The following is a 20,371-nucleotide window of genomic DNA, read 5'->3' on the forward strand; positions in this document are numbered from 1 at the left end:
AAGATATATTACTTACTCTCGGATGCCTGTATCACCTGGTACACCTTCCACGCATATTTTCTCCCCAGGACCTTATTCCCGGAGTTGTAACATCCGACCGCATCCCACGTGCACCCGTACCTGTCCATGCACTGTTTCAGTATCCACGCACCCGTCATCACATTGGTACAGGGATCCGATAGTTCCATCCACCTGTCGTGTCCGATTGTTTTGTACCAGCTTGAGTTGATCTGCATGACACCGTAGTCAAATGTCCCGTTTGTGTTCCTGTTGATTGCATGCGTGTAAAAGTTGCTTTCTACCTTTGCGATAGACCACAGCAGCAAGGGATTTATACTATATTTCTCTCCTGCCTCTTCGAAGCAGAACGCATACCCCTTGAGAGGTATAAAGACTAAAATGATAATGATGACAGCGGTGATTGCATATTCCGCGAAGGAGCCAACCCTGAACAATCTTGCGCCAAATGATTTTTTAAAGGGATTAAAAAGCGGTACACGTCCGCATAGCGCATCCTGGACGATATGCAACATGCAGCCTATGAGAAAATAGAATATCACGGTGAAAAATACATCAGTTCCACCGGACAGGTTTTTTATTGCCAACGTTAAATCGCATACGCCCCAGAAACGATATTTCAGGATTGCATACACCGCAAACAGGGCTACGCCATATATGACCCACCAGTGAGAGAGCTTCCTATGCCTGGAAGGTGAATATCCGAACTCCACCGCATCGGGATATACACTCCCCGCGGCTGAAACGACCGCCCCGGGAATGTCTCCTGTTACCGAATGAACCAAAAACCCTGTGATTAGTTTGTGATTGAACCATTTCATCATAGGAATATTACTTTTTGTTTTCGGCAAAAAAGAGCTTGACATTAGTACCATTAGTGATACTATTATAAGTAACGCATGGGCAAAATAGACGATATTGTTTCTCAGATGGCGGCAAGCCCGGATAATGTCCGTTTCGCCGATCTGTGCAGGGTGTGTGAATATTATTTCGGCAAGCACCGACAGGGCGGCAGCAGCCACAGAATTTACAAAACCCCATGGGAAGGTGATCCCAGGATTAACATACAGAATAAAAAAGGAAAAGCAAAAGACTATCAGGTAAGACAGGTATTATTGGCAATAAAAAAACTGGAGGTAGATCGTGGCTATAAAAAATGATCATTATACATATAGAGTAACCTGGTCTGAAAATGACAAGGAATATGTAGGCCTGTGCACAGAATTCCCCAGTTTGAGCTGGCTCGCCGGGAGCCCCGAAGCTGCCCTCAAAGGAATACGCAAACTGGTCGAAGATGTTTTAATAGATATGGAGAAAGAAGGAGAAATCATCCCTGAACCAATTGCCTGCAAAAAATATAGCGGCAAGTTCATGGTGCGGGTTCCTCCACATATCCACCAAAAACTCGTTATTCAAGCAACAGAGGAAGGCATCAGTCTGAACCGCCTCGTTAGTTCAAGACTTTCGTAAACTTTTTCTACATAAATTATCTTCTGCATAAAAAAAGCCACTAACCTTTTAAAGTTAGTGGCTTTTTGATGGGTCTATCATCACCTTATCCTACTGGCTTGCCGTAGTCTCCCTTGTCATATCACCTCCTTTTTTATCTATGAATGTTCTCGACAATCAGATCGCATACGTTATCATCCTTTGTATCAAGGATGTAGCCGTATGCGTTCAGTCCCGTAAGAATCGTCACCATTTCTTTTTCTATGAGAATTTGCACAAGGTCGGGTATCCATTCACTCGCCACAGGAATCAACCTCTTCTTAAAAAACTTTTCCCATGCGGAGTCTTCTTCCTCCGGTCTGAAAAATACCACAGCTTTTTCATTAAGTGATTCTTCCCAGGTAACTGCGTGGTACTTCCCGTAGCCGATTTTTTTACTCCTGTACCGGAGTTTGTTCGACCATCTTCTGCTGATCGCCTTATCTCCCACCGTCACGGTACAAAACTGTGCCAGCGCCGCAAAGATGCCGCGGCACTGTATCTCCGAACCCCACATGGAAAGAAACACGGGTTCGTAGTTGCCACCGCCACAGGATGGGGCACACAGGTACATGTCCATGACAGTTTTAATCCCCTGATACTCCACCGCGATGATGGTTTTAGTTTGTTCTTCAGTTATTTCAATTTGCTCAGCTGTAGATAACATTCACGCCCCCTTTTATTAATATTCGCTCGGGAGCAAACAGATGTATCCGTTGCCCTCTTTTGTCAGATAGAATTTAAGGTTTTCCGTTAAATCGGTAAGCGGTATTTTCTGGGTCAGAATGGAGTTGTAGTTCCCGTCCTCAATTTCCACTATACCGGCTTTATTTTCACTAATGTGAAACTTCACTACAAAAAACCACTCTTTGAACTCTTCACAAAAACTGTCGAGCCTCTTCAGATAGCTCCCGATGACATCGGCAAGCCAGAAGCATTCCAATTCCCGGAATACATACACCGCTCCGTCGGTTGCGAGCAGGCGCGGCGTCAATGTTACCCTATGGTAGGATTCGGTGCCGTAAAAACCATCCGGACTGAAATATTTAATCCCGTTTTCTTTTAATGCTGTGTTATTTGGCATATACCCCTCTCTTTCCGAACGAGGCCGCTATAGTATCGAATGACACATACCAACGGTTTTCGTCTTTTACGACCCCGTTTTCAGATTTTAGTATTTTTGTTACTGCTGACGATTTTTTGTAGCGTGAACAATCATCGCAGTAGAGTGCAGCTTCGTCCCTGATGGCTGCCCTTTTGAGGCAGGATGCATATCTCACGCAATCGTAGTACCGTTTAGGAGGCATTTTCTTTGCCATACCTTTTCCTCCTTTTTATTCGATTTTATTGTTTCTTGCTTACGCGTGGGTGAAGGAGCGAACGCCCCTCAGATTTTTTACCTGGTATCTCGTGATACTTCTTGCCGCTGATTTTGCATCAGCTATCGCTGCATCGTACCCGCCGATATACCCGTAACAGGATTCGATTACTTCGTTCTCGTCCTTTACGTGGTATCCATACACGTCGCCGCTCAAGTAAGAGCTATATTCCTCAACCTCCCCTGCCAAAGCGGCTTTTGCCTTCGCCAGGATTTCTCCGTCAACCTTCCTTACCCCGAAATAGTTCCGTATGTCGGAGTATGTGGCATATATCCACCCTACCTGACCGGAATCCCAGTGGCAGTTAAACGGGTGAGTGGCTAAAGTTAAACCACTGTGATCATACAGGTATACCGGGAGCACAACGGTCTTTGCCTTTGTTTCCGTCAAAAACGCCCGGAACTCTCCCGGTGTGCCAAATTCATGGTTGTCGCCCAGGCGGTGCCGCCTGTGCCAGCAGACCATTTTGCCGAGGTTGTCCGATTCACGGGGGCTTTCCGGATATTGGTCTGTGATTACTTCGATTGTTAATCCTTTGTACGTTAATTTCAACATCGTGAATCTCCTTTTTTTTCACACAACATGGGTATTCGTGAATTATTGTCGTAACATCTTCCGCGCTCAACAATCCTATCGAGCGTTATTTTTTCGAAGACAACGTCTTCGGTCAAGTCCCATTCACTTTGTTCCTGCCGTCTTCTTGTATTTCTTGTTCCGCGATGTCTCTTCGGGCAAAACAGGGGGCTTTCCGGATATTGTTCTGTGATTGCTTCGATTGTTAATTCTTTGTATGTTAATTTCAACATCGTGAACCTCCTGTTTTTCACACAACGTCGTACCATCTTCCGCGCTCAACGACCCTGATGCCTGATACATAGGTATCGAGCGTTATTTTTTTGTTCTTGCCGTCTTCTTCTATTTCGTGCTCCGTCCTGTCTCTTCGCGTGAAGCATTTAAAGATGACATCCTCTGTCAGCCTCCCGTTTAGGACCCCGCTCATCAAAAGCGAGACGAGATGACCTTTCTTCAAAGGAAAGATCGGTGACAGAACCCTGCTGATTTCATCCTCCGTACCCTGGAGAGCGTTTGTTATGTCTTTTATGGAATCATCTCTGAGCAAGACGATCTCTTCCTCTGTCATCCCTTTGAGTTCGAATACTGTCGGTTCTTTTCCGGATGGGATTGTGTAACGATAATCACCTTCGGTATCCTCTATGAAAGGATATTCCGTCGGGAAAGCACTGCCTTCGCTTTCTTTCTCTGCCTTCACGCCGAATAGTGCGACCTGCTTGAAAACGGGATATTCGTCCCGCGTGAACCTGTACACCCTTATGTCGGTGTACCTTCGTGTTATAAAGCGCACCACCTTCGGGTTCTGAAGGATATGTTCAGGTACGAGATATATAAGAAGCCCTCCCGACCTGAGCCAGTTGTGAGCTTTTTGGAGGAACAGATATTCCATCCGTTCTCCCTTCTCATATTCGTACGGGGGGTTGAGCCAGAGAAGCGAAAAGCATTCTGCCGGTCTGACGACCGAATCGTAAATGCTCCCGCAGAGAGTTTTGATACCGCGGGCATCGGATGCCCGCTCCCTGTTATTGTCAAGCTCAATGCCGTACATAGGACATAATTGTTCTCCTGCCCGGTACTTCCAGGGAGGGTTATCTCTCTCAATGAGAGCCATACTTGCGATTGCCTCACCCTCTCCGCAACATGGGTCAAGGAGTATGGCATTGTTGTTAATCCGTACCTTCTCTTTGAGCCATCTTAGTGTATCGGGCGGGGTCTTGTAGTACCCCATTTTTATTTGGGACGCTAACCTTGCCATTTTTGAGCCTCCGTATTTATTGGTTTTGATTTATAGATAGAAGGGATCAGAACAGTTCGAACTGAACCATTTTGCCCTTTAGTTCTTTTTCAAGGTCGCCATATCTGACAGACAACCTCGACATTTTTCTCTTGCCTTTCTGCATCACCGACACGTTGATAACAACATCATCGTTGACAGTAGTTGTTTCACGCTTCTTTTCTGCAGTTGTTTCACCCTTCTTTCCTGTGGTAAGTTCCGTAAAACTGGTCTCCTTGTTGCCTATCTCAAGCGAAGCCTCGATTTCTCTTTTCCTCATCTGACTCCACACCGCTTCGGCGCCTGTGAACGGTTTTCCTTCAACAAGGGCGTTTGTCAGTTCCTCTATTATGGAGCCACCGCCAATGTTGTATTGCGCTAACCCTTCCGGCATGTCGCCCTCAATCATAAAGGCAACCTCCGTTTTTTTAGCCGTCAAACAAAGAGCGGCTTCCTGCATTGTACCGGAGTAACAGAGGTAATAGACATTCACAGGCTCTTTCTGTCCGATGCGCCACGACCTTCGTGCAGCTTGCCGTAGTGTAAAGATGTTATACCCGACCTCGAAAAAAACGATGGTAGGGAACTGCACGAGGTCTAAACCAACTTTCACCAGTTCAGGGTTTGTAATCAGCACATCGTAATCGCATGCGTTATCGTTGATCCACTTCTCCCTCTTTTTGGGTTCGATGGATTCAGGAAGGATGCCTGCACGGTATCCCTTTTTCTCAATGATTTTTATGAGCCTCTTCCTGATATCACGTTTGCCGGTGAATACGAGATACACCAGCACTTTTCTTTTCTTTTTTCTCTCCTCAGTGATAATCCTCAGAAGTTCCTTCTCTTTCGGCAGAAGGTCGCTTCCGATCTCAACCATGGGCGCAGTAACGACCTCGCATACCTCGCCGTAGCGGTCTCTTATGGGAACCTCTTCGGGATAAACCACGCAGGAATCAGGATAACATAACAATGATTGGAGCATCCCTGCCATTGCCCTTCGCCCGTTGCGTCGCACTGCTGCAGCCATATCAGTTTCCAATATCCCATATTCCAACTGCTGATGACTCATCGGCATCGTCACAACATACTCGTCGTATGGAGGTAGACTTTCGACAACGTCAGCGAGCCTGATAAAGCAGGATTTATCGAGAAAATACTTCCCGACAACCTCAGGCGAAACACCTGGTCTCTTTCTTATGATTTTGTTTCTTTTATTTTGGCGACCGAATGTGTGTGACTCGTCATCAAGCGTTTCCACTTCTTCGAGAACACCGTAATTTCTTTGCCAGTTCTCAACTCCCTGGTAGCCGAAGGTTTTAAGGTGTCCCGGACTGAGACGATACAGCAGATAGAATAAGTCGTCTGCATACCCGCCGTTTAATGTTCCGGTTAATCCCAGAAAGTATTTCGAGCAGGATACAAGCATCCCCATCGCGTGTCCCTGCAATGAGTCTCCCGCCTTGTACTCGTGGATCTCGTCCAGGATCACCATATCAAATTTTCCCTTTAGATATCGCTTGATATATTCAGCGGGTGCATATCTTTTAAGGCTTCTGTCGGCTTGCCAGAGCGGTGAATCGCAATTGTGGCACTTGCATTGTTTTTTCTCAAGTTGACGAATCTCCAACGGTTCGCCTTCCTTGTCCACCGCCATTTTTCCACACGATGGGCAAAAAGGCCATTCATGATTCTTTTTTAAGAGGTACGCAGGTCTCCAGCGATAAGACAGCTTGGCTCTCTCTTTCGAGATCACCCAGAACTCAAAAGCTTCCGGGGGTAATGCGTGCCGCAGCCGTTGCAGTTTTGTGATCGCTTCTTTTACCGCAAGGTCAACTATCGTCGCCCATGGGACTGTTAATGCTATTTCTCTTTTCCATTTCTCAACAAGATGCGGTGGCGATACAACGAGAACACGAAGGGGTTTTGGCGACATATGCACGATAGAATTCGCAATCGTTGTTTTGCCGGTTCCCATCTCCCCGCAGACAAACAGCTTTCTCCTGCCAAGGTCGAACATAGCCTTGGCCATGCCTTTTATGATTTCTGTCTGTACCGGGAATGGTTTTCTGAGGAGAGAAACAATTTTTGGCGATGGTGCAGCGGTGCGGTCCGGCTGGTATACAGGCCTTAAATCCTGTTCCAGCCTTTCAACGAGCTTATTGTGGTATTTCTCCACGAAATCCTTCAGGTTCATGGATTCCTCCTTTTTTTGATGTTTTTTGAATCTTATGTGTTTATAAGGGGTGACCCCTTAAAACTACTAAGGGGTCGTGTGTGAGGGGATTATGGTAAGTTTCACTTAATGACGTTTTCGAGAGATCTACTGATGACTATTTTACTTATATTACTTCTTTGCATTGTTTTTCTCTCCTGATGTTTGAGTACCCAGTTTTATATTCACACATGCCTCAATGATTCCGAAAAGCTAACCCCTAAAATGGGGTGTCTACAAAATTGTCTACAAATTATTGGACAAGATTAATTTTCCGATAAGGTTTTAAAAATGACTAAAACTTGTAAATTTTGGATTTTACTATTTTACAGACAGGTATGGTCAGATTTTCAAAAAATGCATATTTTACAAGTTTTAAAGGAGGCAACAGATGCATGATAAGGGGTGACCCCTTCCAACTGCTAAGGGGTCGTGTGTGAGGGTATACGTAATACTTAATAACTATTTTATATTACTTCTTTGCATTAGGGAATGGCAAATTTTTCTCTCTTGATACTTGCGGACCTTTCTCCTCTTCTGGAGCTTGTGTAGCTTTCTCGCCTGATGTTTGAGGACCTTTCTCGCCTGGAGCTTGAGGACCATTGATTAACTTCTGTATCTTTTTGTTTATATCCAGCATGGCCGTGTTCACTTCGTTATGTATCGCCGCGAGCTTTTTAACCTCTTCGTAGCTGGATATCGACTGTAGTTCAAATATTTTCTCATTGAGCACTTTTATGCCCGCAGCCAGTTGACCGATTTTCTCATCACGCGGAACCAGGCACATTGAAATTTTCCTGTTAGCGAGCAATAATTTCTTCTCTTTTGAGTCGTTCACTTCCCTCCATTTTTCAGGCTTGAACGAATGCAGGCTCGGGACATTCGACTTGATGCTTTCCCACAGTTTATGTACCGTATCATCCAGTTCTTTGAATACTTCGACGGCATCTTCGTATTTGATTCGGAACGCAACCTGCCTTTTCAGTTTATTTAATTCCCTGTCCAGACCGGTAAGGTTGATGACAAGCTCAATCCCCATACGGCCTCCCACAGGTATAATAAATATGCTGTCCGGTTCGAGCGCATCGCTCAGTTTTCTTTCAAACCGTTTTTGCTGTCTTAACAGCCTTTCCTGTTCTTCATTTTTTTGTGTCTCTATTGCCGTTTGCTCCATATTTTATTTCCTCCTTTTTTATATTGTTCAATTACTTCCTGACTGATTCCTTGATCTGTATTGTTCTATTACTTCCTGACTGATTCCCTTTATCTCTATCTTCACGTTGTAACATAGCTTGGATGCCAATGTTATGTTCAACCCCTTCTTCCCGATGAACAGGCCGAGGCATCTGTTGTCTACGATAACATGTACTTCTTTGCCGTCGTCGAAGCTCGTTACTACTTCGATCGATTCCAGATTTCCCGGCGGGCATAACGCATTGACGACAAATTCTTTGATGTCATTTGAATATTTTACGAACGACAACTTCTCGCCAAAGTAATTCTCAAACCTTATGTCCTCAGTATATTGCTTGAGCATATCGTATAATTCGTAGCTGGTGCTGATATGGTTATCCGACGTATCAATAGCTACCTTAATATACCTCCCGATTATGATAGATGATCTTTTGATTAATATTCCCTGATTTATACAAATGTCAGACAGCAGATACTCGAGTATCCTTCGTACATATTGCGGAGACCTCTGGGTGAGTGTTACCCGCGCACCGTTGATGCCGTATATGGAGGCCATTCCCGTTTCTCCAATCTTGAATTCTTTCCGGGCATACTTTTTAGGGAGAAGAGCCAATACTTCAGAGTTCAATATTTTTGTAAGATATGAGTCATAGTCCGGCATCGACTTCAGAATGATAAAAGCAGCAAGGTAGCCTATTTTATATTCAATAGCATTAATCAATTATTCTTCTCACAGGCAGATATTTTTCCGACCCATTTATGACGTCATCAACAGACCCGGGCCACAAATGCACCTCTATTATTTTTTATTCATCGAATTCCTGGAGATTACATTTCAATATCATCATCGAATTCCGGGAAAAATTCGTCGGCGCTTATGTTTGCAGCCTTGTTTACTTCTTTTTTGAAACCTGTTTTTTTATCACTACTTCCTGTTTCAGAAGTCTTTTTATCTCCCGAGGGAAGCATGATCACATTGTTTGCAACGATTGAAAACTGTCTCCTTTTAGAACCGTCCTTCCCGTCGTATCCGCGAGATTCTATCTTGCCTTCAACGTAGATCATGCGCCCTTTCCTGACATATTCGCCAACTATCTCGGCGAGCTTACGCCATACATGAATGTCATGCCATTCTGTTCGTTCGTGCTTCGTTCCGCTTTTGTCTTTCCATGACTCCGACGTTGCCAAGCTGAACGTTGCGACGGCTGTGCCGTCGGCTGTGTACCTTAATTCAGGATCCTTTCCGACGCGGCCTATTAAAGTTACACGATTTACTGATGCCATGATTAATCCTCCTTATTATTTTTTGCTTGTACTTCAGCGGTTGATTTTGCTGTTCCCAGTACTTTTCCACATACAGTACATCTAAAAGTGCCTTTTACCATCAGGTTACATAGCCGGTTGCCCTTGCCATACCTTTTGTCTTGAAATTCGTGTTCACAATTACATTTTAATATCATCCTTAAACCTCCTTTTTTTTAAATTTTCGGTCCCATTGAACATTCCAACGCAATTTCTGCTTCCCTGTTTAGTTGACCCGTCTTTCCCCCATGTCTGCTTATTGTGTTCACGGCCATCGACCAAACTCTAAGCCCTATCCCGATATTTACCGTTCACCTTTGCCGCCTGGCGTATTTTTCCCATTCGTCGCATACGTGATCTGCCTCAACCACGTATCTTCTGCTCATTTCCAGTCCGATGGCGGGGCATCGATATCCGTGACCCAAGGGGTAGCCATCGATGCCCCGGAGCTCTAATAATTGCCGGTGCTTGCAGAATTTACAGCGACGAAATCTTGAATTTTCAGCCTCTATGACGCTTTTTCTATAATTTAGTTCTTGCTTGTTTTTATTCACACCTACTCCTTGAACAGATATTTTTAGAGAATGTATTTGTATATGTATTAACGCAACGTGTTTTGGTTAAAAGAACTTCCCACCGCAAAAGTGAAAATTTGAACCCCCAACTGCCCTAAGGTACTCTCCTATATGGTATAATACACGTGTACTGTAACCAGCTGATATCATTGCTTAAAAGACCTCTTTTTTTCCCCACAGGTGCGCGCCGGGGGGTCTTGTAACCAGTTGATATAATTACTTAAAAGACCTTTTTCGTTCCCCACAGGTGCGCACCCCCCATGTAAAAAACGAGTGATGGTTAACCTTCCCCCGGGTAGAAGATTATTTTTGTGATATGGATGGTACAATGGCATTTATTTTCTACAGGATTTTTTTGTAAGATTTAGTTGCAAAAAAATCCCCTTTTTGAGAGGGGGATTGAAGGAGGATGATGGAGAATTTTATCTGAAGTACACTACTATTACCTTGCCTGACGATGTTTGAGTAATGCTAATCCTTGAGAAGACCTTCTCCTGGAGTTCCTTATGAGCTTCCAAGAGCTGTTGTCTGACTCTTGCCGGACCGTTTTCTTCTCTTATCTGTAAACGCTGAGCAAGTTGCGTATATGATATATTTACCTTGAGATTATCTGACATAGCAAGCACCGGCGACAGGCATCTGTATATCCCTCTCGCAAGACCGTTATTAAGAGAGATGTACGTACTGTAGTTTAAACTACTGGCAAAACCAGCGTTTATATTCTTCAGGAATACCAGGTTTAGCCATATTTTTGTGGTATATACCCTCTCTTCGTCATCAGCTTTTTGCCCTGAAAAAATGATCCTGTCAAAAATACCAAACGAATCTGTGATAAACTTTCTTTTTTCCGCATCGTAGAAAGTTTTCTCTGTGACAATTGTCAGGGACTTTATTCTCAGCAGTGATTCTTTTATCATCTTGGATACCTTACCCGAACTGTGGTTTAAATTGATCATTCGCGCTATATCTCTCAATCCGCCTACCTCAACCGGATTCGAAATTGGCTTCGGCATTCCGGACAGCACCATATTGACAGCCATAAACACAGCCTCGTCAAAAGGTCCGGGCAATCCCATCTTCGAGGGGATTACTACCCATTTACTAGACTCCTTGCCGAACTCCTGCACGACAGATATTTCCTCCACCTTGTGTATTCTCGTTCTGCTGTGAGTAAAAATGGGAAACCGCAACAGGTTTTTTTCGTGGTACATCCTCTGTACCGTCACATCGTTAAGGCTGTGCCGGTAAAGTATGCTTTTTACAGTTCGTTCCACCTCTTTAGCGGGCAGAGGCGGATCGTTCTTCTGATTCCATACCTCTGCCATTTCCATACATTCCTCGTAGTCCAGCCTATCATTGACCCAACTTCCGCATAACCGGGCAAGCGTATTGTTCCTGCTTCCCTTGTTGACTCCCTTGTAGAGCTGTTTCAAATCGATAACTTTTTTATTTTGCTCTTGTGATACGAATATATCAGGCAATGGAGTTATGGGCGCATCAACGGACTCCCATGTATACTGCATCCCTGTCAGATGCACACTCGGCGGGGCGACGACATAGCCTCCGTCCGCTCTGATGTCTATTTTATTGTCACCATTAACGGAGTTCTTGACGTAACCCTTCACTGGATAACGATAGTAGGCGTGAGCGCCCCGGGCGGTCCTGACAACAGCAGTATTGAGATATCCTTTGTTTTTCGCCCACATGACCGCCTCTGTTGAATCGAAGTCAACGACAAGCAGGTTTGATATTTTTCCCGTGACGATTGCAATATTCGCCATCGGCCATTTTGAAAACCATTCTCTTATCTCATTTTCGGTCGGGTGTCTTTGCTGATATTCGCTCCATTTGACGAGCGGAGCCTTTGTATCTTTCAGTCGTTCATCTATGACAACACCTTTCGAATAGTGAGACCCTTTTACGGGGATTATTGAAAATCCTTGATTCAAATACCACAAGGCGTAGAATAACGTGCTGTTCCCGGATTTGTCATCGACTATAGCTGCAGAATTCATGAATGATCCCTCCCCTGTTTTTTTCGGAATGATGCACACATTGAGTATTACGGAAGTAATATAGGGAGAGTAAACTACATCCAGGAGGTCTGATTTGCTTATAAATTTTGTTCAGAGTTTATTATCTATGTTGTTCAAGAAGCGTGACGTAAAAAATCTTAAAATCGCAGATGCATATTTTAACGGAAGCCGCCACTTTAACGAACTTCTCGGATATGTGTATCAGCAGGAGAAGATTTATGAATATAACGCTGCCATCAACAGCACCGATGTCGAGGCGTTTGGTTTTGAGCTTCCGTTAACTGGGACCAGTCTCGAACATAACTTCTTTATTTTCAGTCGTGTAGAGGTAGCCGAGGAATGGGCGTCCGGAGGCGGTTTGCCCAACAACAGGGCGATAATCCCGTTGTATCTAAAGATATCCATGGAATCCATGCGATTCCCCGAAGTATCCGGGATAGGCAGAACATATGTCAACTGAAAACAAAAAAGGGCGTGGCACCAGTGTTTCTGAGCGCCACACCCCTTGATTCTACGATCTAATCGACAAAGCCAAAATCTTCCTCATCCAGTTCGACAAGGTTGTCCTTGCAGTTTAATTCAGGAAACATCTCTTCCTCTGTGTAAATGCTTCCGTAATAATTCACGAATACCCATTTTTCTATTGAACAGGGTTCCCACTGTTCGTCATCGTGGCGTATGTCGTATTTGAAGTCGTACCCCGGCGGGGGCGTTGCGTCTCTGATATCACTGAACAGACATTCCTTCCCTTTGACGACTACCCTCTGAAATGTCACGGGGGGTTGCAGGCTTTTGACAAACTCGTCATATCCAACAACACATTCCGGCGTTTCGACAGTCAGTTTGTACCCTACAGGCAATACCTGATCGCGCGTGACGAGAGATCCCCACAAATCCCATGCTGTATCGCCGTAAAACTGAAACAGCGTATGGCGGCACGGAGCAATGACGGTCGATATAAAATTTGTGACTGCTTTCAGCTTTTCTTCGTCATATCTGAAGTAGTAATCGCCCTGATAAGGCACGAGCTCGTAGAAGCATTTATTCCCGGGGCCAACATCGCGATTTATACTGAAATCTACACCATCATCTTCATACCCGATAACGGAGCCCAGTATTGACGATTCCAATTCTCCAATCTTATTTCTCATCTCTTCAGGGGTTAGTTTTGATTCAAAAGTAACTGATTCCATAGTAATATAATATCCCATATAATCTCCTAATATTTTACAACGTATGCTATCTTTCCCATTTTGACAAAATAGGGAAGCATCTTTTTCAGTATGTAGTCGTGTCCACCGTTTTCCCAAACGATTCTAATCATGTTGCCTCCTTAGATATTTAATTTTTTGTAGCTGTGATAGTTGCTTCTATTTGTTTTAAGAGTAAAACTTCGACTTTTTTATATGCCACTCTTTACAGGGGTATGGTTAGACAAGCTGAAGTGTCCTGTTCTGCTCATTCGTATACGTTATCGCCGCTCTTTCTTGTATTTTGTGCATGAAGTAATGGAGATGGCTATACCGGGGATTGTGTCGCCATATTTCCATCTGGGGGCAATGTAGTCTGATAGTATCTCATGGTAAAAATCACCGTGGGTAATATCCATTCCTACCGGACAGAAACTTCTTATATATCTTGCGCAGGTGGTGCAAAGGTGCTTGCTCTGCGGATAGGCCAGGCTTTCTGCCGTTCTGGTAATGATTTTTTCAACGGCATCTTTTGTCTGCATGGTTATCCTCCTTCCGCGACGTAATGGTTCTGATTAAAGCCACACCCTGAACATATTGATTTATCCCTGCATTTTTTGCATACCTCCTCCTTCCTGATGAAGCCGGGCAGTTCCTTGAAGATCATTTCCATTGTACTGGTCATAGGTCTTTCTATTGCCCATGCAATCCTTCTGAGCATTGAGGATGCCAGTTGTGATAATTCTGGTGTATATGCCATAATGTTGCCCTCCTTAATTTTTTATAATTGGATTTAAAACGAAAAAACCTTCCCAAAATGGAGGTTTGCTGATTGTTTTCGGAAATACCTACTGATGATTTTGCTTATGTATTACTTCTTACCTTTTTTTGCTGCCAACTAATAAAAAAGTGGTCATTCCTATGAACTGAAATGGGAAGTGATACCGTCAAATAAGGGGGTATACCGCTTGGTTCTAAATAGTAATATTACTATAGGAATACGTATTATCTAAACATCCCGATTAATGACACGAAAGGAAAGTACATATGGAAAATGAGAACGAACTGCCATCTTTGCGAGATGAGACCCGACAAAACTATTCGGAAGTTTCTCTTCCTTCTTCTGCATCACCTGTTCAATTGTACGAAGCTCTTTCAATTAAAAAAGCACCATATAATCGGAACTTTGACTGTAATCTATATAATCAATGTCTATTGACAGCAGCTGTAAAACATTGGGTATCGTTCAGCTGCCGCTCATGCAGGAACCATAACTAACATGGGGATTTATGGTTAAGGGCATTGTTGTACAGACCAGAAATACCAGAAATGGCGATCTGCACCGTGTAAGAAGCAGGTCATGGGTCTATGTACCCGAGAAGAATAGTAATCCCTCCGTGATCCCAACACAAGGGGGCACATTTAAAGGGGAAAAAAAGAAAAACATATTCATTGCCGGTGATTCAGGGACATACAACATCGATACCTGCAAGTCATATGAGAGCGTCAATAGGTATGCTGTCAAAGAAAAACTTGCCGTCCCGGGATACCCTTCATTTCTATTCAAAGAGATGACCGCGCTACTGTGGCTTATGGGGAGGAAGGCGATGCTCAGGAAGTTCTTGGCCTTCTCCTACAAGAAGCAAATACAATATCTCCAGAACCCATACTTCTTTTACTTCAATGGACACCTCGATTTTCATTCCGCATATGTCATCTCTGAGAGGACACAGCAACCCGGATCTCTTGCAGAAAAGGTATACGCAACAAGCTATCATGTTGTTGATGAAGCGTATGGCAACGCACAGGGATCACTTTCCATTGCTGTTGTAGTCGAGCAGGTATCCAGACTTCTCGATGTAGAAGAAGGCGACGTATCCCCGGTTATGGAAGAGGTTACAAAACTCCCGCATCACAAGATTGTCTTCAGCTATGACCGTATCTACCTGAGTTCCGTCTTTTATCTCAGCAAGAAGGCGCTCATGATGCTGACTGATAACCCCGAAACGCTCCCGATTTTTTCAACGGATGATGATCACATCCGTAGTTTGATGAATCACAGATATACGATACTGTCAGGGACAGCAGGGACAGGGAAAACTACCTTGCTCAAAAAGATCGCCTCGATGTCAAGCCGTGTTATCCTGTCGGCAACAACAGGTAAGGCAGCAAAACTGCTGGGCAGCAAGGCCGTCACCGTCCACAGCCTGCTCGGATTCGGCAGGAAGGGGTTTTCTGTAGATACCCTGGATTGTGACCTGCTTATAGTGGACGAGGCATCTATGCTTAACTGGCATACCCTTCATGCAATTCTCAAGGCAGCCCCGAGAGTGGTATTCTCAGGCGACCCAGGACAGCTTCCTCCCGTTGAAGGGGAAAGCGTTTTCAAAATAATGACCGATGTTCTCCCCGTTGTTGAACTCACAAAAAAGTGGAGATTTGCCAATAGCGGTGAGCCCTCTGTGAAAGTTTACCATGTAGATAATGAATTCTCGGCCATGCTGCTTGTCAAAAAGATAGCAACGACACTCAAAGAACATGGCAAGACATTTCAGGTCATCACCCCTGTTCACGGCGGTCCTTTAGGGACAAGACGATTGAACGTGTTCCTGCAGAAGATCGTCAACCCGCAATCGGAAAGTGTTTTTCAGGAGATAAAGGCGCACGACAAGGTGATCGTCACTGAGAATGTTTACGTGGATGGCGAACTCATTGCCTCGAACGGCCAGATGGGGCATGTCGTATCAAAGGATATGGGGTTTATCGGATTGCAATTCCCCTCAGATGGAGATGGAACGGTATTGATTGAACCAAAGGATATAAAACTTGCATATGCGCTCACGGTACACAAGTTTCAGGGCAGCGAAAGCGATTATGTGATTTTCGTGATACCCCCCAAGACAGACAGGGAGTTTTTGACAGACGAGATGGTGTTTGTCGGGACAACGAGAGGTAGGAAGATGACGTACGTGATAGATGGATTAGGTGTGTGTTAGCTGTAGAGCAGCGTAGTGATATTCAGAGATATTTCTCTTTAGTTCTATTGTAGACATAAATCCGCCCCAAACCGATGGACAGATTTTTGTGCCCAGGGCACAGGCTTTTGACCATCAAACCGATGGACAGATTTTTGTGCATAGTGCACAGGTTTTTGACCATCAAACCGATGGACAGATTTTTGTGCCCAGGGCACAGGCTTTTGACCATCAAACCGATGGACAGATTTTTGTTGCAAAAAACCCCCCGCTAAGCAGCGAGGGGGATTAGGTTTAGGATGGTGGAGAATTGCTACTTCAATATCTCTTTTTACTCTTCTTTGTCGAGAGGGGTTTTTACACCTTTGTCGCCTGCTGGTTTAATTGTGTCCAAAAATTTCTGTATTTCATTTATCTCCTCAATGGCGGCGGCAAGATGTTTTATAATAGCATTCTTTGTATCTCTTTCGTTGATCCACAGATCAGGGCCGCATTGTATTATAGTGTTCCTGATATGATCTGCATCCATTCCAATGAGTTTGCAACGGTTTACTATAGTTTGCGGATTTGATACCGCAGCTACTATGTTTTTCTGTTGATTTATTTTGTTTTGGAGTTTAACCTTCTCTTTTTCGATGCTTTTCTTTACATTGTCGGATTTGTCAATTTGTTCCTGCATGGCTTTGATTATTGCGTTTCTCTTATCCACCTCCAACGACATATTTACAGCGAGAACTCGTTGTGTTTCTATCTCCTCATTGAGGGTTTTCTCTGATTCTTCCTTTGCATTTTCATAAGCAATCCGGATATTATCGTCTGCATCCCTGTATTCCTCTTCCATTTCCTTTTTCTTTGCATCTACTAATATTTCGAGGTCCTTTTGCTTTGTCTTCTGCAATGCCTCATATTTTTCTTTGTAATCTTCAAACGTTTTCTTTTCCATTTCGATTTTCGTTTTAAACTCGCGCAGTTCTTTAATTTCTTCATCACCTTCCAGCACTTGTTTTTCCAACTTCTTTAACTCCACTTTGTCCGCGATGACCTTTTGGGGGATCGCATTGAAAAAAAGCTGCTGTTCCGCGACAGGAATGTTACAGATGTGTTGCAGGGTGGTGTCATTTAAGTACTGTGCGAAACCTTGATATGCGGGTATCAGAGATTGTTCCATGCGTTCGCGGTTTTTCTTCTTGTAATCCTCTTTTATCTTTCTCATCTCTACCCTTTCTCCATGGTCGAGATCCCTCCTGATCAAGTCAGTGTCGAATATCGCAGCTACTCTATTATTAGCCGTTACGATTTCGCAAGGAACTTCAGTAAGGCCCAACCGCTTTATCGCATCAAGCCTGTTGAAACCGGAAAGAAGGGTAAATCCATCTTCTCCCTTTTCAACCAGCAGTGGAGAAAAAATACCACTCGTCCGGATGCTTACCATAAGTTCCTTTACTACTTCCTCGTCCAAAGCTCTGAATAAACGATCTCCCGGTTTGATACTTTCTGTTCTGACCATTACTATCGCATTGTTTTCTGTCATTTTGCTGCCTCCTTATTGCTTTGTAATTGCTCAAAATCGTTGAGTAACTTCTCTAACATCATATGATATACGACACTCGTCATCATATTTTTTGATTTCATACCATGTTCTTTTGCCTTAGCAATTATTTTTTTGTATGTGTCTTCGTCTACTTCTATATCCTTGTCGTAGGCAAAGTCTATCCTGTCACATCTCTCACCTATTAATGAGGGATTATTAGCAACACTGATAAACAATTCAATTTGTTTTGGATTCAAATCAGGGAATGCCAACTTCATATGATATGTGCGGAGGCGGATTCTGGGCTTCGGCTCGGGCTTAGGCGCATTTTTTTTTAATTCTCTAAGATAGAGGATATTTGCTACATCCTGAGCTTCTTTGATGAAGATTAAGATACGCTTTTGCTTGCGATTAGTGCTTGTTATTTTCGATTCAAAATAACCTTTTTCAACGTATTTATAAATCAATCTCTTTTTTACTGACTGCTTTATTCTTTTATACTCTTTGACTGTTGCCCATATTCCTTCTTTTTCACCCTGAGGTTCTTCAACGGCTTTCGTCTGACAAGCTTCTTCTGGCGTTTCCGTCATTTCGTTACCTCCTTTTTTTGTTAGTAATCAAAATAGAAGTGACTGTTACCATCGTGTTGACCGTTTTCATTTTCGTTTTTATCCCATTCAGGAAATGGGCTTACGGTCCGTTCCGATGTAAATACATATCCTCCTAATTCAAGTTTCTTTTTCTTTTTACGGTATTCTGAATTGGTCAATATCTTAATTTTACCTTTCGGTGAGCGTGCTATATATACTACCTCACCCCCTCCTTCTTCTACCATTTTGTAAAGATGTTTTTGGATGTACCAGAAAGTGAATGTCGTCAATGTCATCTTTCCCGCCTTAGTTGGATCGTATACTTTAATAGCATCGTCGCATGCGATATACGCCTGGTTTATAAAATCGGCAGGTTCTAAGTAAGTCGAAAATTTTTCTACACTTTTTGCGAGCTTTTCAATCTGCGGTCTCATTTTTGTCCACAACTTACAGACTATTTCTGTTTCACACATTTGATTTCCCCTTAAAGAAGTAATATTAAATACGAACGTTAAGATGCATATGTATGAATGGGTCATGCGTATTCACGGTATATTTAGGTATTACTATTTAGGTCACCATGTATCCCCCGGGAAGAATCCTCTTATGCCCTGGCCTCTTTCAAGAACAGGGAGGGGAGACTCCCGTCCGTTCCTCTTTGTGATGAATAAGAGCGGTAACAGCCTCTTCATTCATGACCCGCGATTTCCCTTTGTTCTTTTTCTCTTCGAAGAATAAACTCTCTAACTTCCCCTCCCTCTCATAGGCCCTGGCCCGGGGAGAGGGCCTATGATTTTTCACGAAGAATCAGTTCCATCTCTCCCCGTGAGAGTTTTCTTCCCCCGACAAAATCGGCAATGACGCCGAAATGGAAGACAGCAATAACCTTTTTTGTTTCTTTATCTATACTGACGCCTCTCTATATGGTTTTCTGTAAGAAGTACCTGAATGTGCGGACAAGATAGCCGCAGAAAAATGGTAGGGTCATGCTCATAGGCGGAGTAGTGCACATTTGAGTGAATGACTTGCAGGAACACAGTCCCTTGAGATGTCCTTGAGAGTATTAATATCAGGGGATGGTAGATTATATATCCGCGATGCCCGGAAGATGAGTCCCTTATACCGGTACTGCAGGTTCTGGCGGGGAATGCAGAGCATTAAGCGGTAAAAAAGTATCTTTGTCATCAATGAACACAGAATGGTCCACAGGGAATGCCGGAAGCCTCTTGAAAAGATATCCGGCCGTAATGTGCAGACGATACGGCAATTAGAACACCGGTATCGTTTTCACCCACAGGGGTTATGCAAACCTTTCAAAACACCTCTGAACATATCCGTACCCCCGGATACGGGATGATTAGCAGGAGATACAACGTTTTAGCCTGGGCCATGGGTAGTTTTTACCCGGATCATATATTTTCTCTACATCTACCGATACATATGCAATACCGTTAAACAGGTACCATCCTGATACATCGGTATGTATAACTGGACTTCCCCATGGCTAAAGCCAGGGGCTGCATATTTGGTCAATTTTCGATATCTTCCACATCATCGAGACTCACGATTTCTTTTGCGATCCTCCCCAGGATGTTAAATTCAACCATGCAGGTTCGTTTCTTGACTCCTTTCACTATAGCTTCGAGTCCTTTGTATGGCCCCGACTTTATTCTTACAACTTTTCCTGGCTCCGGTACGAAAGGAGTGAACATGCTGCTCAAATCACCGGCATTTTTAAGTATGGTAAAATAATTACTGTTATCACAATCCTTTATAATCAGTTTTATTTGCAGTTCGGGCGGCAGTATCAGCAAGGGATCGCGCCACACAAGGAGATATTCGGGAAATTTTGTTTCATCGAATCTTTTATCATGAGTTTTAAGTAATTCCTTAACTCTTTTGATAAGCCTTCTATTGCCATAGATTACATACATAGTTCTCCCTTGCAGCGATATATATGTGTATTACGAATAAAAAAAGGCGGGGTAATCACCAAGACAGTGGGAAGGGGTATTGATAATTCCAATCTGATTTA

General features: G+C 43.6%; 24 protein-coding genes. 4 read left to right on the forward strand and 20 right to left on the reverse strand.

What is annotated here, in order from left to right:
• Window positions 1-8: 8 nt before the first annotated feature.
• The gene (locus tag NTX75_01660) at window positions 9-842 is read right to left on the reverse strand and encodes a lytic transglycosylase domain-containing protein (protein ID MCX5814936.1); all 834 of its coding nucleotides are present in this window, start codon (window positions 840-842) and stop codon (window positions 9-11) included.
• A 75-nt stretch (window positions 843-917) separates the two neighbouring features.
• On the opposite strand from NTX75_01660, the gene NTX75_01665 reads away from it, so the two are divergent.
• Window positions 918-1,178 carry a toxin HicA gene (locus tag NTX75_01665; protein MCX5814937.1) on the forward strand — a complete coding sequence of 87 codons (261 nt, stop codon included), beginning with the start codon at window positions 918-920 and terminating at the stop codon, window positions 1,176-1,178.
• A complete protein-coding gene (locus NTX75_01670; GenBank protein ID MCX5814938.1) occupies window positions 1,162-1,488 on the forward strand; it encodes a type II toxin-antitoxin system HicB family antitoxin in 327 nt (108 codons plus the stop codon). The genes NTX75_01665 and NTX75_01670 overlap by 17 nt, the downstream gene beginning before the upstream one ends.
• A gap of 133 nt (window positions 1,489-1,621) precedes the next feature.
• Here the strand turns inward: NTX75_01670 and NTX75_01675 are convergent, their stop codons facing one another.
• From NTX75_01675 to NTX75_01730, 12 genes are all read right to left on the reverse strand, one after another.
• Window positions 1,622-2,173, reverse strand: coding sequence for a hypothetical protein (locus NTX75_01675; GenBank protein ID MCX5814939.1), 552 nt, complete (start codon window positions 2,171-2,173; stop codon window positions 1,622-1,624).
• Between the two features lie 15 nt (window positions 2,174-2,188).
• A complete protein-coding gene (locus NTX75_01680; GenBank protein ID MCX5814940.1) occupies window positions 2,189-2,590 on the reverse strand; it encodes a hypothetical protein in 402 nt (133 codons plus the stop codon).
• The gene (locus NTX75_01685; protein MCX5814941.1) at window positions 2,580-2,825 is read right to left on the reverse strand and encodes a hypothetical protein; all 246 of its coding nucleotides are present in this window, start codon (window positions 2,823-2,825) and stop codon (window positions 2,580-2,582) included. The genes NTX75_01680 and NTX75_01685 overlap by 11 nt, the downstream gene beginning before the upstream one ends.
• A 39-nt stretch (window positions 2,826-2,864) precedes the next feature.
• Window positions 2,865-3,440, reverse strand: a complete 576-nt coding sequence (locus NTX75_01690) for a hypothetical protein (GenBank protein MCX5814942.1) — start codon at window positions 3,438-3,440, stop codon at window positions 2,865-2,867.
• The gene (locus NTX75_01695) at window positions 3,434-3,691 is read right to left on the reverse strand and encodes a hypothetical protein (protein ID MCX5814943.1); all 258 of its coding nucleotides are present in this window, start codon (window positions 3,689-3,691) and stop codon (window positions 3,434-3,436) included. The genes NTX75_01690 and NTX75_01695 overlap by 7 nt, the downstream gene beginning before the upstream one ends.
• A 17-nt stretch (window positions 3,692-3,708) precedes the next feature.
• On the reverse strand, window positions 3,709-4,713 hold the full coding sequence (locus NTX75_01700; GenBank protein MCX5814944.1) for a DUF6094 domain-containing protein: 1,005 nt from the start codon (window positions 4,711-4,713) through the stop codon (window positions 3,709-3,711).
• A gap of 46 nt (window positions 4,714-4,759) precedes the next feature.
• Entirely contained in the window at window positions 4,760-6,925 is a 2,166-nt protein-coding gene (locus NTX75_01705) for a DEAD/DEAH box helicase (GenBank protein MCX5814945.1), read from the reverse strand.
• 490 nt (window positions 6,926-7,415) lie between these two features.
• Window positions 7,416-8,117, reverse strand: coding sequence for a hypothetical protein (locus NTX75_01710; protein ID MCX5814946.1), 702 nt, complete (start codon window positions 8,115-8,117; stop codon window positions 7,416-7,418).
• A gap of 27 nt (window positions 8,118-8,144) precedes the next feature.
• Window positions 8,145-8,858 (reverse strand): hypothetical protein, encoded by a 714-nt coding sequence (locus tag NTX75_01715; protein ID MCX5814947.1) that lies wholly within the window; start codon window positions 8,856-8,858, stop codon window positions 8,145-8,147.
• Between the two features lie 107 nt (window positions 8,859-8,965).
• Complete coding sequence (gene ssb, locus NTX75_01720) at window positions 8,966-9,421, reverse strand: single-stranded DNA-binding protein (GenBank protein ID MCX5814948.1); 456 nt, start codon at window positions 9,419-9,421, stop codon at window positions 8,966-8,968.
• Window positions 9,422-9,750: 329 nt separating this feature from the next.
• Window positions 9,751-9,993, reverse strand: a complete 243-nt coding sequence (locus tag NTX75_01725; protein ID MCX5814949.1) for a hypothetical protein — start codon at window positions 9,991-9,993, stop codon at window positions 9,751-9,753.
• A gap of 443 nt (window positions 9,994-10,436) precedes the next feature.
• The gene (locus tag NTX75_01730; protein ID MCX5814950.1) at window positions 10,437-12,029 is read right to left on the reverse strand and encodes a bifunctional DNA primase/polymerase; all 1,593 of its coding nucleotides are present in this window, start codon (window positions 12,027-12,029) and stop codon (window positions 10,437-10,439) included.
• 94 nt (window positions 12,030-12,123) lie between these two features.
• On the opposite strand from NTX75_01730, the gene NTX75_01735 reads away from it, so the two are divergent.
• A complete protein-coding gene (locus NTX75_01735; protein ID MCX5814951.1) occupies window positions 12,124-12,510 on the forward strand; it encodes a hypothetical protein in 387 nt (128 codons plus the stop codon).
• Between the two features lie 58 nt (window positions 12,511-12,568).
• On the opposite strand, the gene NTX75_01740 is transcribed toward NTX75_01735, so the two are convergent.
• The 3 genes from NTX75_01740 to NTX75_01750 all read right to left on the reverse strand — a co-directional run bounded on the left by NTX75_01740 (window position 12,569) and on the right by NTX75_01750 (window position 14,000).
• Window positions 12,569-13,261, reverse strand: a complete 693-nt coding sequence (locus tag NTX75_01740) for a hypothetical protein (GenBank protein MCX5814952.1) — start codon at window positions 13,259-13,261, stop codon at window positions 12,569-12,571.
• A gap of 260 nt (window positions 13,262-13,521) precedes the next feature.
• A complete protein-coding gene (locus tag NTX75_01745; GenBank protein ID MCX5814953.1) occupies window positions 13,522-13,782 on the reverse strand; it encodes a hypothetical protein in 261 nt (86 codons plus the stop codon).
• A 2-nt stretch (window positions 13,783-13,784) separates the two neighbouring features.
• Window positions 13,785-14,000, reverse strand: a complete 216-nt coding sequence (locus NTX75_01750; GenBank protein ID MCX5814954.1) for a hypothetical protein — start codon at window positions 13,998-14,000, stop codon at window positions 13,785-13,787.
• Between the two features lie 529 nt (window positions 14,001-14,529).
• Here NTX75_01750 and NTX75_01755 point away from each other — a divergent pair.
• On the forward strand, window positions 14,530-16,236 hold the full coding sequence (locus NTX75_01755; GenBank protein ID MCX5814955.1) for an AAA family ATPase: 1,707 nt from the start codon (window positions 14,530-14,532) through the stop codon (window positions 16,234-16,236).
• 310 nt (window positions 16,237-16,546) lie between these two features.
• Here NTX75_01755 and NTX75_01760 read toward each other — a convergent pair whose 3' ends face one another.
• The 4 genes from NTX75_01760 to NTX75_01775 form a co-directional block, all read right to left on the reverse strand.
• Entirely contained in the window at window positions 16,547-17,746 is a 1,200-nt protein-coding gene (locus NTX75_01760) for a ParB N-terminal domain-containing protein (GenBank protein MCX5814956.1), read from the reverse strand.
• Window positions 17,743-18,336 carry a hypothetical protein gene (locus NTX75_01765; GenBank protein MCX5814957.1) on the reverse strand — a complete coding sequence of 198 codons (594 nt, stop codon included), beginning with the start codon at window positions 18,334-18,336 and terminating at the stop codon, window positions 17,743-17,745. The genes NTX75_01760 and NTX75_01765 overlap by 4 nt, the downstream gene beginning before the upstream one ends.
• A gap of 20 nt (window positions 18,337-18,356) precedes the next feature.
• Window positions 18,357-18,809: a hypothetical protein gene (locus tag NTX75_01770; GenBank protein ID MCX5814958.1), complete on the reverse strand. Its 453-nt coding sequence runs from the start codon at window positions 18,807-18,809 to the stop codon at window positions 18,357-18,359.
• 1,056 nt (window positions 18,810-19,865) lie between these two features.
• On the reverse strand, window positions 19,866-20,270 hold the full coding sequence (locus NTX75_01775) for a KOW motif-containing protein (protein MCX5814959.1): 405 nt from the start codon (window positions 20,268-20,270) through the stop codon (window positions 19,866-19,868).
• Window positions 20,271-20,371: the final 101 nt, after the last annotated feature.

It is taken from the genome of Pseudomonadota bacterium (assembly GCA_026388315.1).
In the GTDB taxonomy this organism is placed as follows: domain Bacteria; phylum Desulfobacterota; class Syntrophorhabdia; order Syntrophorhabdales; family Syntrophorhabdaceae; genus MWEV01.